The 14,524-nt window shown below is 73.4% G+C and carries 16 protein-coding genes; 10 read left to right on the top strand and 6 right to left on the bottom strand.

Annotated elements, in window-relative coordinates; genetic code table 11:
* The first annotated feature begins 61 nt into the window (after nt 1-61).
* The 7 genes from ABD296_RS05910 (at nt 62) to ABD296_RS05880 (ending at nt 7,145) form a co-directional block, all read left to right on the top strand.
* Nucleotides 62-757 carry a GntR family transcriptional regulator gene (locus ABD296_RS05910; protein ID WP_344262288.1) on the top strand — a complete coding sequence of 232 codons (696 nt, stop codon included), beginning with the start codon at nt 62-64 and terminating at the stop codon, nt 755-757.
* Nucleotides 758-885: 128 nt separating this feature from the next.
* The gene (locus ABD296_RS05905) at nt 886-1,674 is read left to right on the top strand and encodes an enoyl-CoA hydratase/isomerase family protein (protein WP_344262286.1); all 789 of its coding nucleotides are present in this window, start codon (nt 886-888) and stop codon (nt 1,672-1,674) included.
* A gap of 49 nt (nt 1,675-1,723) precedes the next feature.
* A complete protein-coding gene (locus ABD296_RS05900) occupies nt 1,724-2,899 on the top strand; it encodes an acyl-CoA dehydrogenase family protein (protein WP_344262284.1) in 1,176 nt (391 codons plus the stop codon).
* Between the two features lie 4 nt (nt 2,900-2,903).
* Complete coding sequence (locus ABD296_RS05895; RefSeq protein WP_344262282.1) at nt 2,904-4,115, top strand: CaiB/BaiF CoA transferase family protein; 1,212 nt, start codon at nt 2,904-2,906, stop codon at nt 4,113-4,115.
* A gap of 61 nt (nt 4,116-4,176) precedes the next feature.
* Nucleotides 4,177-5,037, top strand: a complete 861-nt coding sequence (locus tag ABD296_RS05890) for a helix-turn-helix transcriptional regulator (RefSeq protein ID WP_344262278.1) — start codon at nt 4,177-4,179, stop codon at nt 5,035-5,037.
* Between the two features lie 108 nt (nt 5,038-5,145).
* On the top strand, nt 5,146-6,165 hold the full coding sequence (locus ABD296_RS05885) for an aldo/keto reductase (protein ID WP_344262276.1): 1,020 nt from the start codon (nt 5,146-5,148) through the stop codon (nt 6,163-6,165).
* On the top strand, nt 6,165-7,145 hold the full coding sequence (locus tag ABD296_RS05880; protein WP_344262274.1) for a quinone oxidoreductase family protein: 981 nt from the start codon (nt 6,165-6,167) through the stop codon (nt 7,143-7,145). The genes ABD296_RS05885 and ABD296_RS05880 overlap by 1 nt, the downstream gene beginning before the upstream one ends.
* Before the next feature lie 3 nt (nt 7,146-7,148).
* Here the strand turns inward: ABD296_RS05880 and ABD296_RS05875 are convergent, their stop codons facing one another.
* Entirely contained in the window at nt 7,149-7,925 is a 777-nt protein-coding gene (locus ABD296_RS05875) for a class I SAM-dependent methyltransferase (RefSeq protein WP_344262272.1), read from the bottom strand.
* Nucleotides 7,922-8,497, bottom strand: a complete 576-nt coding sequence (locus tag ABD296_RS05870) for a peroxiredoxin-like family protein (RefSeq protein WP_344262270.1) — start codon at nt 8,495-8,497, stop codon at nt 7,922-7,924. Before ABD296_RS05870 ends, ABD296_RS05875 begins: the two co-directional genes overlap by 4 nt.
* Before the next feature lie 69 nt (nt 8,498-8,566).
* Here ABD296_RS05870 and ABD296_RS05865 point away from each other — a divergent pair, with 69 nt between their 5' ends.
* The gene (locus tag ABD296_RS05865) at nt 8,567-9,190 is read left to right on the top strand and encodes a TetR/AcrR family transcriptional regulator (protein ID WP_344262268.1); all 624 of its coding nucleotides are present in this window, start codon (nt 8,567-8,569) and stop codon (nt 9,188-9,190) included.
* Here ABD296_RS05865 and ABD296_RS05860 read toward each other — a convergent pair.
* The 4 genes from ABD296_RS05860 to ABD296_RS05845 are packed head-to-tail and all read right to left on the bottom strand — an operon-like array spanning nt 9,187 to nt 12,579.
* Nucleotides 9,187-10,248 (bottom strand): NAD(P)H-dependent flavin oxidoreductase, encoded by a 1,062-nt coding sequence (locus ABD296_RS05860; RefSeq protein ID WP_344262266.1) that lies wholly within the window; start codon nt 10,246-10,248, stop codon nt 9,187-9,189. The two genes, ABD296_RS05865 and ABD296_RS05860, sit on opposite strands and share 4 nt — an antisense overlap.
* A complete protein-coding gene (locus ABD296_RS05855; RefSeq protein ID WP_344262264.1) occupies nt 10,248-10,979 on the bottom strand; it encodes a CoA-transferase subunit beta in 732 nt (243 codons plus the stop codon). The genes ABD296_RS05860 and ABD296_RS05855 overlap by 1 nt, the downstream gene beginning before the upstream one ends.
* Entirely contained in the window at nt 10,976-11,836 is an 861-nt protein-coding gene (locus tag ABD296_RS05850; RefSeq protein ID WP_344262262.1) for a CoA transferase subunit A, read from the bottom strand. The genes ABD296_RS05855 and ABD296_RS05850 overlap by 4 nt, the downstream gene beginning before the upstream one ends.
* Nucleotides 11,833-12,579: an enoyl-CoA hydratase family protein gene (locus ABD296_RS05845; RefSeq protein WP_344262260.1), complete on the bottom strand. Its 747-nt coding sequence runs from the start codon at nt 12,577-12,579 to the stop codon at nt 11,833-11,835. Before ABD296_RS05845 ends, ABD296_RS05850 begins: the two co-directional genes overlap by 4 nt.
* Before the next feature lie 64 nt (nt 12,580-12,643).
* Between ABD296_RS05845 and ABD296_RS05840 the strand changes: the two genes are divergently transcribed.
* Nucleotides 12,644-13,411, top strand: a complete 768-nt coding sequence (locus ABD296_RS05840; protein ID WP_344262258.1) for an SDR family oxidoreductase — start codon at nt 12,644-12,646, stop codon at nt 13,409-13,411.
* The gene (locus ABD296_RS05835; protein WP_344262256.1) at nt 13,408-14,316 is read left to right on the top strand and encodes an SDR family oxidoreductase; all 909 of its coding nucleotides are present in this window, start codon (nt 13,408-13,410) and stop codon (nt 14,314-14,316) included. The genes ABD296_RS05840 and ABD296_RS05835 overlap by 4 nt, the downstream gene beginning before the upstream one ends.
* Nucleotides 14,317-14,524 lie beyond the last annotated feature (208 nt).

Here is a 14,524-nt window from a genome sequence, read left to right as displayed (position 1 = left end):
GAAAGCGCCGGTTGTCAATATGACGGCGGCCGGACGAGCGATGAGCGGCGTGCGGGAGACGATGACAGAGGCACTTTCCGGTGGTCCGGCCCTCGGCAGGCGCCGCCAGCTGAGCGACGAGGTCGCCGCCTACGTCCGCGAGCTCATCATGTCGGGCCAGGTCGGGCATGGGGAGTTCCTGCGGCTGGAGCGGATCGCCGACGACCTCGGGATCAGCGTCACTCCGGTCCGCGAGGCGCTGCTGTCGCTGCGCGGCGAGGGCTTCGTCACGCTGGAGCCGCGCCGCGGGTTCATGCCGGCGCCGCTGTCGCGCCAGGACGTCCAGGACCTGTTCGAGGCGCAGGCGTACTTCGCCGGAGAGCTGGCCGCCCGCGCCGCCGGGAAGATCGCGCAGCCCGAGTTGGAGGCCCTCGCCCGGACCCAGGGGCTGCTGGAGCAGGCGTCCAAGGCCGGCGACGCCGACGGGATCGAGCGCGCGAACCACCAGTTCCACCGGGTGGTCAACCTGTGCGCCGGGTCGCCGAAGACGGCCTGGCTGCTGCAGCTCGTGGTGCGGTACGCGCCGGGCCGCTTCTACTCCAGCATCCAGGGCTGGCCCCAGGCGTCGGTGGACGACCACCAGCTGATCCTCACGGCGCTGCGCGCCGGGGACCCCGACGCCGCGCGCAACGCGATGCGCGCCCACATCAGGCATGCCGGCACGCTCCTCGTCATGCACCTGGAGGCCCAGGGGTTCTGGGCGGACCAGACCGGCTGAGCACGGATCCCCGACTCCGAGCATGTCCGGCAATATCGTATAAAAAATAGCCAGGAGGGATCGATGGGCCAGCAGGTCATCATCGCCGGACGGCCGCGGCGCGCGGCGCGAGCCTCGGCGGTGGGCGCGTGACCGGCGTCCGGCCGGACGACGTGGTCGCGGTGGCAGACCACGAGGCCACCCGCGTCCTGACGCTGAACCGTCCCGAGGCGCGCAACGCGATCGACATCCCGATGCGTCTGCGGCTCCTGGAGGAGTTGCGGCGCGCGGTCGACGACCGCGGCGTCCGCGCGATCGTGCTGACGGGCGCGGGCGGCACGTTCTCGGCAGGCGGTGACCTCCGGTCCATGGAGGGCGCCGGCCCTGACGGGGTCCGGGAGCGGCTGGCTCCGGTGCACCAGGCCGTCCGGCTCATCGCGACCTGCGGGACGCCCGTGATCGCGGCCGTCGAGGGCGCCGCCGCCGGGCTCGGGGTGTCGCTCGCCGCCGTCTGCGACCACGTGGTCGCCGCCGAGGACGCCCGGTTCGTCGCCGCATTCGGCAAGGTCGGGCTCGTCGCCGACGGCGGGCTGCTGTGGACGCTCCCGCAGCGCGTCGGGATGGGCCGCGCCAAGGAGATGCTCGTCTTCGGCCGGACCGTGCCCGCGCCCCGCGCCTGCGAGATCGGGCTCGCCGACTCGCTCGCCCCGCCCGGCGGGGCCCTGGACGCGGCGCTGGAGCTGGCCGGCGAGGCGGCGTCGCTGGCCCCGCTGTCGGTCGCCGCCGCCAAGCGGCTGCTGGCCCGCGCCGACCACAGCCTGAAGCGGATGCTGGAGGCCGAGCGGGAGGAGCAGGCCGCGCTGTTCGGCACCGCCGACTTCGCCGAGGGCCGCGCCGCGTTCGCCGGGCGCCGCCCGCCCCGCTTCGAGGGCCGCTGAGCCGCCCCCACACGTTCAGCGCAGGTGTCCGACTCGGGAGGAACGGAACATGAGCAGGCTGCAGCAGACCTACGGGCTGTCGGACGAGCAGCGGGAGATCGTCGCCACGGTGCGGGCGTTCGTCGACAAGGAGATCCTTCCGGTCGCCACGGAGCTGGAGCACGCCGACGAGTACCCGCAGGCCATCGTCGACGGGATGAAGGGCCTCGGCCTGTTCGGGCTGACGATCGGTGAGGAGCACGGCGGGCTCGGCGAGTCGCTGCTGACCTACGCGCTGGCGGTGGAGGAGCTGTCGCGCGGCTGGATGAGCGTGTCCGGCATCGTCAACACCCACTTCATCGTCGCCTGGATGATCGCCCATCACGGCACGCCGGAGCAGAAGGCGCACTACCTGCCGAAGATGGCGACCGGGGAGATCCGCGGCGCGTTCTCGATGTCGGAGCCGGGCTGCGGCTCGGACGTGTCGGCGATCAAGACCCGCGCCGTCCCCGACGGCGACGACCACGTGATCGACGGCCAGAAGATGTGGCTGACCAACGGCGGCTCCGCCAACCTCGTCGCCACGCTCGTCAAGACCGACCCGGACGCGGGCCACCGCGGCATGACGACGTTCCTGGTCGACAAGACGCCCGGGTTCGGAGAGGTCGCGCCCGGCCTGACCGTCCCCGGCAAGATCGAGAAGATGGGGTACAAGGGCGTCGACACCACCGAACTGGTCTTCGACTCCTACCGGATCCCGTCCGCGCAGATCCTCGGCGGGACGCCGGGGCGCGGCTTCTACCAGATGATGGACGGCGTCGAGGTCGGCCGCGTCAACGTCGCCGCCCGCGGCTGCGGCGTCGCCCGCCGCGCCTACGAGCTGGCCCTCGGCTACGCGCGGCAGCGCGAGACGTTCGGCAAGCCGATCGCCGAGCACCAGGCCGTCATGTTCCGGCTCGCCGAGATGGCGACGAAGGTCGAGGCCGCCCACCAGATGATGGTGATGGCGGCGCGCCGCAAGGACTCCGGCGAGCGCAACGACCTGGAGGCCGGCATGGCCAAGTACCTCGCCAGCGAGTACTGCAAGGAGGTCGTGGAGGACGCGTTCCGCATCCACGGCGGCTACGCCTACTCCAAGGAGTACGAGATCGAGCGCCTCTACCGGGAGGCGCCGATGCTGCTGATCGGCGAGGGCACCGCCGACATCCAGAAGATGATCATCGGCCGCCGGCTGCTGGAGGGCTGATCCCTTGCTCCCCCTCGAAGGCATCACCGTCGTCGCGCTGGAGCAGGCGGTCGCGGCGCCGTTCGCCACCCGGCAGCTCGCCGACCTCGGCGCCCGCGTCATCAAGGTCGAGCGCGTGGACGGCGGCGACTTCGCCCGCGCCTACGACGCCAACGTCCGCGGCGGCCTCGGCACCCACTTCGCGTGGCTGAACCGGTCGAAGGAGTCGGTCGCGCTCGATCTCAAGCAGGACGAGGGCCGCGCGATCCTCACCGAGCTGATCGCGGGCGCCGACGTGTTCCTGCAGAACCTCGCGCCAGGCGCCGCCGCCCGCCTCGGCTTCGGCGCGGACGAGCTGCGCGCCCGCGACCCGCGGCTGATCGTCATCGACATGTCCGGGTACGGGACGCGCGGCCCGTACCGCGACAAGCGCGCCTACGACATGCTCGTCCAGGCCGAGGCCGGGCTGATCTCGGTCACCGGCACCCCGGAGACGCCGGTGAAGGCGGGCTCCCCGCTGGCCGACATCGCCGCCGGGATGTACGCCTTCTCCGGGACGCTCGCGGCGCTCGTCCGGCGCGGCACCACCGGCGAGGGCGCGGCGATCGAGGTCACGATGTTCGACGCGATCGCCGAGTGGATGGGCCAGGCGATGTACACGACGCTCTACACGGGCGCGGTGCCGCCGCGCACCCGGCTGAGCCATCCGGTGATCTCCCCGTACGACGCCTACCCCACGGCCGACGGGGTCGACGTCGTCATCGGCGTGCAGAACGACCGCGGCTGGGCGGCGCTGGCGAAGGGCGTCCTGGACCGTCCCGACCTGGTCACCGACCCGGAGTACGCCACGAACCAGGCGCGGGTCCGCAACCGGGAGAAGGTGGACGCGATCGTCTCCGGCGTCACGTCGGCGATGGGCCGCGGCGAGCTGCTGCGGCGGCTGGACGAGGCGGGCGTGGCGAACGCGTCGCTGAACGACGGGCACGGGCTGATCGCGCACCCGCAGCTCGCCGAGCGCGACCGCTGGCGGGAGGTCGGGTCGCCGGTCGGGACGATCCGCGCCGTCCGCCCGCCGATCACCTTCGCCGACGCCGAGGCGCGGATGGACCCGGTCCCGTCGCTCGGCGAGCACACCGGGGCCGTCCTGCGCGAGCTCGGACGCGACGACGCGGCCATCGAGCGGCTGCACGCGTCCGGGACCGTGCTGCTGCACGCGCCGGCACCGCCGGCCACGTGAGCGGTGCCTCCCGGAGCGCCGCCCCGGCGATCATTGCCTGGCCACCGGATATCGTGGCGCCATGGCCAGTACGACCCCCGCCTCCGCCCCTGACCGCCGCCGCGAGGAGATGCGCGACTTCCTGCGCACCCGCCGCGCCCGGCTGACGCCCGCCGACGTCGGCATGCCCGACGCGGGCCGGCGCCGGACCCCCGGCCTGCGCCGCGAGGAGGTCGCGGTGCTCGCGGGCGTCGGGGTGTCCTGGTACACGTGGCTGGAGCAGGGCCGCGACATCAAGGTGTCCGGGGACGTGCTGGACGCCATCGCCCGGGCGCTGCGGCTGGACGCCGCCGAACGCGAGCACCTCTACCTGCTGGCCGGGCTGAACCCGCCGCAGCGTGAGTGCGGACCGGCCGCGCCGATCACCCCGGAGCTGCAGCGGGTGCTGGACGCGTGGTCGCCGCGGCCCGCCTACGTCCGCGACCGGCACTGGAACTTCGTCGCGATCAACGACGCGGCGCGCGCGGTGTTCGGGTTCGGCGACACCGACCACAACTGCCTGGTGTCGTTCTTCACCAACGCCCGGTACCGGGAGATGCACATGGAATGGGCGGCGGCCGCGCCGGACGTCGTCGCCCGCTTTCGCGCGGACGCCGCCCGCTATCCCGACGACCCCGAGTTCGGCCGGATCGCGGAGGACATGATCGCGGCCAGCCCGGAGTTCGCCGAGCTGTGGCCCCGGCACGAGGTCAGCGCGGCCATCCAGGCGGTGAAGGGCGTCCGGCACCCCGAGGCCGGCGAGATGATCTTCGAGGGGACGCTGCTGCCGCTGGCCGACCGTCCCGGCACCAACCTCGTCCTGCAGAACCCGCGCCCCGGCACCGGCACCCTGGAGCGCCTGGAGAGGCTGATGTCGCGCCGCGGGCTCGCCGCCGCGAGCTGACGCCCGCCAGGGTGGTGGTGGCACACCCAGGATGAACGGAGTCTGTCTGCTCTCCGTTCCGTCCGGCACGATCGTTCTCGAACGAACCGGACGAAGGGGAGAGCGACGATGAGGAAGCGCGAATTCGCGGGCACGCAGGTGGGTGCCGTCGGCCTGGGCTGCATGGGGATGAGCTGGGCCTACACCGAGTCCGAGCGGGACGACGACGCGTCGGTGGCGCTGATCCGCGAGGCGCTCGACATGGGCGTCACGTTCCTGGACACCGCGCAGCCCTACGGCGACGGCCACAACGAGACGCTCGTCGGGCGGGCCCTCGCCGGCCGCCGCGACGAGGCGGTGCTCGCCACCAAGACGGGCCTGGTCGTGGAGTCCCTGGCCACCCGGAAGATCGTCCGGAACGGCCGGCCGGAGCACGTCAAGGCCTCCGCCGAGGACAGCCTCCGCCGCCTCGGCACCGACGTGATCGACCTGTACTACCTGCACCGCATCGACCCGGACGTGCCGCTGGCCGACACCTGGGGCGCGATGGCGGAGCTGGTCGCCGAGGGCAAGGTGCGCCGGCTCGGCCTGTCGGAGGTGAGCGTCGCGCAGGCGGCCGAGGCCCACGCGGTCCACCCGGTCGCAGCGGTCCAGTCGGAGCTGTCGCTGTGGACACGCGACGCGCTGGGGCAGACGGACGCGGACGCCTCCGGTGACGGCGTCGGCCCCGACCGGGGCGTCGGCGGCGCCGCAGCGGCCGGCGACGTGGTCGGATGGTGCGCCGCCAACGGTGCCGCGTTCGTGCCGTTCTCGCCGCTCGGCCGCGGCTTCCTCACCGGGACCGTCACCGCCGCCGACTTCGAGGGCGGCGACTTCCGGGGCGCCAACCCGCGCTTCCAGGAGGAGGCGCTGAAGGCCAACCTGCGCATCGTCGACGTCGTCAAGGCGGTCGCCGAGCGGCACGGCGCCACCCCGGCGCAGGTCGCGATCGCCTGGACGCTGGCGCAGGGCGAGCACGTCATCCCGATTCCCGGCACGAAGAAGCAGCGGTACCTGCGCGACAACGCCGCCGCCGCGGACCTGGACCTCACCGAGACCGACCTGGCCGAGCTGGACGCCGTCCCCGCCGCCGTAGGAGGGCGTTACTGATGAAGGCCGTCACCATTCCCGAGTTCGGCGAGGCCGGCGTACTGCGCGTGGACGAGGTCAAGGTCCCCGAGCCGGGGCCGGGCGAGGTGTCGATCGACGTCGCCTACGCGGGCGCCAACTTCGCCGAGGTGCTGTACCGGCGAGGTGTCGTGGACGTGCCGCTGCCGTTCGTCCCCGGCATCGAGGTGTCCGGGCACGTCCGCGCGGTCGGCCCCGAAGTTGAGGGGCTTCGGCCCGGCCAGCCCGTCGCCGCGCTGACGATCGTGGACAGCGGCGGGTACGCCGAGGTCGCCGTCACCTCCGCCGACCTGGTCGCGCCGCTGGACGGCCTCGACCTGGGCCTGGACGTCGCGGCCGCCGTACCGTCCAACAGCACGACCGCGTTCCTCGTCCTGGACCGGGCGGCGCGCATCGAGCCGGGCGAGACGGTGCTGGTGCACGCCGCCGCCGGGGGCGTGGGCAGTCAGCTCGGCCAGGCGGCCCGGCAGCTCGGCGCGGGCCGCGTGGTCGGCACCGTCGGCGGTCCGGCGAAGATCGAGACCGCGCGCGGCTTCGGCTACGACGACGTCGTGCTCCGCGACGAGCTGCCGGGCCGGGTCGCCGAACTCACCGGCGGGCGCGGCTTCGACATCGTGGTGGACATGGTCGGCGGCCCCGCGCGCCGCGCCAGCCTCGACGCCCTCGCCCCGATGGGCCGGATGGTCGTTATGGGCAACGCGTCCGGCGCGGACGACGTGGGCGTGTCGGCGAACGAGCTGTGGTTCACCAACAAGTCCGTGTCGGGATTCAACCTCGCCGCGTTCTCGGGCGCGTTCCCGGCCGACGCGGGCCGGGCGCTGCGCCGCGCCGTCGCCGCCGCGGCCTCTGGCGACCTGCGGCTGCGGGTGGAGGAACTGCCCCTGGAGCATGCCGCCGAGGCGCACCGGCGCATCGAGTCCGGCGCCACCACCGGCAAACTCGTCCTCGCGGTCCGCGGCTGACGCTCACACCGCGGTGACCAGCCAAGCGGTGCCCCGCAACCGGACGCCGCCGGGCGTCTCGAACGGGCGGGCCGCGTCGGTCAGGGCGGCCCGCGCGCGTACCGCGCCGGCTTCGTCCAAGTCGCCGCCGAAGGCGCCCCAGGCGAGGACGAACGAGGCGGCCGCCTCCGCGTCCGGCCCGAGGACGATGGACGTCTCGACCGGTGCGGTGCGGACCTCGGCGAACCCGGCCGCGCCGAGGACGGCGGCGATCCGGTCGGGGCGGGACAGGGAGTGCACGTCGGCAGGGGGCGCGCCCGCCGGCGCCGGAGGCATGGCGGCGGCGACGATGCCGGGCAGGTCGTTGCCGTCGGGCGGGCCTACGGTCGTGAACACCAGCCGTCCCTCGGCCTTCAGGGCCCGGCGGACGTTGCCGAAGGCGGCCACGGGGTCGCGGAAGAACATCATGCCGAACCGGCTGATCGCGACGTCGAACTCGCCGCGGGGGAAGGGATGCGTCTGCGCGTCGCCCGCCTCGAACGCGACGTTGCCCAGGCCCTCGTCGTCCGCGAACGCACGGGCCTGGGCAAGCAGGGGCTCCACGATGTCGTTGCCGAGGACGCTCCCGCGCGCGGCGAGCCGTGCGGCGCGGCGCGAGGTCGCGCCGTAGCCGCAGCCGATGTCGAGCACGCGGCCTGCGGGCGGGATGGCGGCGGCGGCGAAGAGGGCAGCGTCGTACCCGCCGCTGACCACCTCGTAGCGGGCGGCGTCGGCGGGGCGGTCGGAGGGTTCCATGGTCATGCCTTCCGTGTCGGGGCGGGCGCCTCGGCCGCCAGGGCGAGCAGTTCGTCGACCGACCACTGGTCGTAGGCGTGCTCGCCGTACTTCGCCGCGAGCAGGTGTCCGTCCGCGCCGATCAGGAAGTCGCCGGGCAGGCCGAGCCGGCCGCCCGCCGGGCTGGACGAGGGCAGGTGCTCGCGGCCCCGGATCGTCTGCCACGTCCCGCTGGCCACCGCCCACAGCAGCGGGCCCCACACGCGGGGGTCGAGCAGGGAACGGCGCGCGGACCCGACGCCGAACTCGGCGTACAGCCTCTTCGCCGGGTCGCCGACGACGGGGAACGGCAGGCCGTCGATGTGCTTGCGCAGCTCCTCGGCGGGCGAGTGGAACACCACGATCTCGCGGATCCCCGCGGCCTCGACCTCGCCGTGCCGGACGACGAACGAGCGCAGGTGCAGGTTGCAGATCGGGCAGCCCGCGAACCGGCGGAACTGCAGGTGGACGAGGTGGGCGGGATCGGGCACGGGGACCGGCGGGCCGCCGACCGGGGTCAGCTCGCGGGCCGGGACGTCGGATCCTGGGGCCAGGCGCATGCGTCGCTCCTTTTAAGCGTATGGCGTACACCTACGATCGTAGGCGTATGCCGTACGCTGTCAAGTGCCATGCCACGTCCCCGCTCTCTCACCCAGGATCAGGTCGCCGCCGCGGCGCTCGCCGTCATCGACCGGGACGGCCTCGCCGGGCTGTCCATGCGCGCCGTCGCCAAGGAGCTCAAGCTGAGCACCATGGCGCTGTACCGGTACGTCCGCGACCGGGAAGAACTCGAAGGCCTCGTCGTCGACCTGGTGTACACGGAGGTCGACCCCTCGCCGCCGTCCGGCGGGCCGTGGGACGCCAAGATCGAGACGATGGCGCTGCGGCTGCGCGACGCGTTCGGCGCGCACGCGGCGATCATGCCGCTGACGCTCACCCACCGGCACGACTCGCGGGGGTCGCTGTGCTGGGGGGAGACCGTCGCCGGCATCCTCGCGGACGCCGGCATCACCGGGCCCCGGGCGGCCGTCGCGCTGCGGGCGGTGATCGCCTACATCATCGGCGCGATCCAGCTGGAGCACCTGGGCCCGCTGGAGGGGGAGGGGACCGTCGCCATCGCCGCCCTGCCCGCCGACGAGTTCCCCAACATGGCCGAGACCGCGCGGCACGCCCGCCACATCGGCCCCGACGAGGAGTTCCGCGGGGGACTGGCGGCCGTGCTGCGCGGCCTCGGAGGGAGCGGCGCGGGCTAGCGCACCAGAAGCGACCGCTGCGCGGTGATGGCGCCCACGGCCTGCTCGACGATCCCGTCGATCAGCTGCGCGCAGCTCGGCAGGTCGTCGATGACGCCGACGACCTGGCCCGACGCCATCACGCCGAGATCGGGGCGGCCGTCCACCATCGCCGCCTTCAGCAGCATCGGGGTGTTGGCCGCCATGAGGACCTGCGACCAGGACAGGTCCTTGCCGTGCTTCATCGCCTTCCCGTCGGCGAGCATCGCGCGCCACGACATACCGGACAGCTTCTTGAACCGGGCGCCGTTGCGCAGCGCCCGGACCAGCCCGCTGACCCGGCCGGACGACTCCAGCTCGTTCACCAGCTCGCTGCGCAGCACCCGGTGCGGCATCCCGTCGACCTGGCGCGTGACGATCGTCTCGCCGGTCTTGAGGTACACCTGCTTGACCGCGTCCGGGACCGAGCTGTCGGAGGTCAGCAGGAAGCGGGTGCCCATCGCCACGCCCGCCGCCCCGTAGGACAGCGCGGCGGCCAGGCCGCGCCCGTCGAAGAAGCCGCCGGCCGCGATCACCGGAATGTCGACCGCGTCCACGACCTGCGGGAGCAGCAGCGTGGTGGCGACGGCGCCGGTGTGCCCGCCGCCCTCGCCGCCCTGCACCAGCACGGCGTCCGCGCCCCAGCCCGCGACCTTCTCCGCGTGGCGCCGCGCGCCGACCGACGGGATCACGACGAGGCCCGCGTCCTTGAGCTTGGCGATCAGCTCCTTCTTCGGCGCCAGCGCGAAGGAGGCGACCTTGACGCCCTCCTTGATCAGCAGGTCGATGCGGTCGCCCGCGTCCCCGGCGTCAGCCCGCAGGTTGACGCCGAACGGCGCGTCCGTGCGGTCCTTGACCTCGTGGATCGCGTCCGCGAGCTGGTCCAGCGTCATCGTGGCCGAGGCCAGGATCCCGAGGCCGCCCGCGTTCGCCACGGCGGTGACCAGGCGCGGGCCGGCGACCCAGCCCATGCCCGTCTGGACGACCGGATGCCGCACGCCCGCCAGGCGGGTCAGCGCGGTGTCGAGCTGCTGCTCCATCAGGCCGGGACCTCTCGCTCGCGCAGGCCCTTCGGGTCGAGCACCTCGCGCATCACCCGAAGCTCCTCCGCGTCGGGAAGGCGCGTCTGCGGCACCTCGTCCGGGACGACCAGCTCGAACCCGGTGGCGGCCACGACGTCGTCGACCGTCACACCGGGGTGCACCGAGCGCAGCCGCATCCGGTGGTCGGGGGTGTCGAAGTCCAGCACCGCCAGGTTGCTGACCACGGCGCGGATCTCGTGCGCGCCCCGGTCCCAGCCGACGCCGCTGACGAAGTCGACCTTGCCGGTGAACACCCGCGTCGAGTGCTTCGGCACCCAGTAGCTCGTCGGGTTCAGCAGCGTGTTGCCCGGCCCGCCGCGCGACCCGAGCAGCTGCCGCGACGGCCGCTCCCAGTCGCCGATGCACGAGATGTTGGTGTTGCCGTACCGGTCGATCTGCGAAGGCCCCATGACCACGTGCCGCCGCGCGTTCAGCACCAGCCACAGGTGGTCGCGGAACGGCAGCCAGCCCTCCGCCGCGTCGGCGGTGCGGCCCAGCGGGACGGGCTCGGCGCTCAGCGTCGGCCCGCCGTCGGTCGTCAGCAGGTCCGGCTCGAACGTGGCCCGTGCCAGCCGGGAGCCCAGCATCGGCACGAACCCGGCCACCGCCGCCGCGACGATCTCGCCGTCGCCCCGGAACAGCTCCGCGCAGGCGACCGCGCAGACCTCGGCCCTCGTCACATCGCTCATCGAGCCTCCTCCTGCCAGGTCCGGACGGCGTCCTGGTACGCGGTCTCGTCGCCGGACAGGAACCGGTCGCGGAACGCCGCCCACGCGTCCGGGTCGGCCGCCGACTTCGCGTACAGCTTCTGGAACGCCTCGTCGCGCCGGTGGTCGGGCTCGCAGTCGGTAAAGTGCGCCCCGTTCGGTGTCTCCACCACGCCCGCCACCTGCGTCCGGCTGATCAGCATCGACTGCGGCGGGCCCTCCTTGGCGAAGTCGGCGGTGTCCACCAGCCGCTCGCAGGAGATGTACGTCCGGTCCGCGGCCTTGGCGAACAGGTCGTCCATGTACGGGTCGGCGCCGAGGTACTGCGCGTTGCCGCGCGCGTCCGCCCGGTTCATATGGATCAGGGCCGCGTCCATCGTCAGGGCCGGGACGGCGACGAGCTCCTGGCCGTCCTCGTACGGCGACCGGATCGTCTTCAGCTCCGGGTTGACGCGCATGATGTCCGAGCCGAGCCCGACGGGCGTGGGCAGGAACGGCAGCCGGTGCGCCGCCGCGTACAGCCCGAACATGAACATGCCCTCGTCGTACTCGGTCAGCTCGATCGACCCGGACTGGCGCGCCTGCCGGAAGTGCGGCTCCAGCGGGATCGAGTCCATGGTCACGAACGCGGTGACCAGCCGGCGGACCTTGCCGGCCGCGCACAGCAGCCCGACGTCCGGCCCGCCGTAGGTCACGACGGTCAGGTCGGTGACGTCGGAGCGGCACAGCGCCCGGACGAGGGCCATCGGCTTGCGCCGCGAGCCCCAGCCGCCGATCCCGACCGTCATGCCGCTCTCCAGCGACCCGACGATCTCCTCGATGGACAGAACCTTGCTCACTCGGCCCCCTTCGCGACGAAGGCGTCGCGGTGCTCGTCGCCCGCGCCCATGAGGTTCAGCTCGAAGGTGAATCCCTGCTCGTAGCGGTAGCTGCGGCGGACGTCGATCGGGTCGATGCCGTTCAGCGACTCCTTGGCGCGGCGGATCACGTACTTGTCCTTCGCCGCGATGTTCCCGGCGACCTCCAGCGCCTTGGCGCGCAGCTCGTCCTTCGGGACGACCTCCAGCACCGAGCCGTGGTGGTGCAGCTCGGCGGCGGTGACGTTGCGGCACGTGTAGACCATCGCGCGCATCAGATGCTGCGGGACGAGCCGCGCCAGGTGCGTCGCGGCGCCGAGCGCGCCCCGGTCGACCTCGGGCAGCCCGAAGAAGGCGTCGTCGGACGCCACGACGACGTCGGCGTTGCCCGCCAGGCCGATCCCGCCGCCCAGGCAGAAGCCGTGCACCGCGGCGACGACCGGCACCTCGCACTCGTAGACGGCGGCGAACGCCGCGAAGCAGCCCCGGTTCGCCCCCACCAGCGCGGTGTGGCCCTCGCTGCGCTGCATCTCCTTGATGTCGACGCCCGCGTTGAAGCCCCGGCCCTCGGCCCGGAGCACGACGGCGCCGACCTGCGGGTCGCGGCCGGCCGCGAGCACCGCGTCGGCCAGTTCGAACCAGCCCGCGACGGTCAGTGCGTTGACCGGCGGCGCGTCCACGACGATCTCGGCGACCCCGTCCAGGGTCGTGGTGGAGACTCCCATGCGCTACCTTTCCACCAAACATTTGTTAGAACAGACCGTAGCAGAGGGGCTCGGAGGAGGCGGGATGTCACTGACGCTGGACCTGGCGGGGAGGACCGTCGTGGTCACCGGGGGCGTGCGCGGTGTCGGCGCGGGGATCAGCCGCGCCTTCCTGGAGGCGGGCGCCGACGTGATCGCGGTGGCCCGGCACGAGCCGGACGCCCTGCCGGAGGGCGGCGGACGCACGGCCTCGTTCGCCCAGCTGGACGTGCGCGACGGCGACGCCGTGGAGGCGTTCGCCGCCGGCCTCGACCGGGTGGACGTGCTGGTCAACAACGCCGGTGGCGGGCCGTTCCTGCCGCTCACCGAGGGTCCGCTGCGCACCCATCTCAAAATCCTGGAACTGAACCTGACCGGGCCTCTGATCATGGCGCGGGCGCTGCGCCCGCTGATGCCGGACGGCGGCTCGGTGATCAACATCGGCAGCGTCAGCGGGGTCCGGCCGTCGCCCGGCACCGCCGCCTACGGCGCCGCCAAGGCCGGGCTGCACAGCCTCACCCGGTCGCTCGCCGTCGAGTGGGCGCCGCACGTGCGGGTCAACACGCTGATCCTCGGCATGATCCGCACCGAGCTGGCCCACCTGCACTACGGCGACGAGGCGGGCGTCGAGGCCGTCGCGAGGACCGTCCCGATGGACCGCCTCGGCCGCCCCGACGAGGTCGGCGCCGCCTGCGTCTACCTCGCCTCGGACCTGGCGTCCTACGTCACCGGGTCGGAGATGCTGATGCACGGCGGGGGAGAGCGCCCCGCGTTCCTGGACGCCGCCACCGCGAACAAGGAGGAGTCGCGATGATCTGCAAGGACCGCGTGGTCGCCGTCACCGGCGCCGGGCGAGGGCTCGGCCGCGCGCACGCGCTGGAGTTCGCCCGCCAGGGCGCCCTGGTCGTGGTGAACGACCTGGGCGTGGCCCGCGACGGCACCGGCGACGCCTCCGGCGGCCCCGCCCAGGACGTCGTCAAGGAGATCGAGGCGCTCGGCGGGCGCGCCGTCGCCAACACCGACGACATCGCCACCGACGCGGGCGCCGCCGCGCTCGTCGCCACCGCCGTCGAGGCCTTCGGCCGCCTGGACACCCTCGTCAACAACGCCGGGTTCCTGCGTGACCGGATGCTGATCAACCTGTCCGAGGACGAGTGGGACGCGGTGATGCGCGTCCACCTCACGGGGCACTTCCTGCCGCTCAAGCACGCCGGGCAGTACTGGCGCGCCGAGAGCAAGGCCGGCCGCCCGGTGGACGCCCGTGTGATCAACACCTCGTCCGGCGCCGGCCTGCTCGGCAGTGTCGGCCAGGGCAACTACTCGGCGGCCAAGGCCGGCATCGTCGGGCTCACCCTCGTGGCGTCCGCCGAACTCGGCCGGTACGGGGTGAACGTCAACGCGATCGCGCCCGCCGCCCGCACCCGGATGACCGAGGAGGTCTTCGCGCAGACGATGGCCGCGCCCGCCGAGGGCGAGTTCGACGCGATGGCGCCGGAGAACGTCTCGCCGCTGGTGGTCTGGCTCGGCTCCGCCCAGTCCAAGGACATCACCGGCCGGGTGTTCGAGGCCGAGGGCGGCAAGATCTGCGTGATGGACGCCTTCCGGCACGGCCCCACCGCCGACAAGGGCGCCCGCTGGGACCCGGCCGAGGTCGGCGAGGTCGTCACCGGCCTCCTCGCCGAGGCCCCCGCCCCCGAACCGGTGTACGGCGCGGGCTGACCCGCCCCTTCGCCCCCGCCCGCACCCGGCGCACCGCCGGGTGCGGCCGGTTCCGGACGCGAACCCGGTGAACCCGTCCTGACCTGCCACCATTCCGGTTAACGGCGGGGGACGGGAGACGGTCGTGTCACCGAACCGGCATGAGGCGAACACGCGTCGTAGTGACCAGGGGACTTCCCCGGACGACGCGAAAGGCAGGGGGTGCCGC

This window comes from Actinomadura napierensis, from assembly GCF_039529375.1.
Lineage (GTDB): Bacteria > Actinomycetota > Actinomycetes > Streptosporangiales > Streptosporangiaceae > Spirillospora > Spirillospora napierensis.
Note: the sequence above shows the minus strand (reverse complement) of the source record. Positions and strands in the feature narration are given on the sequence as shown.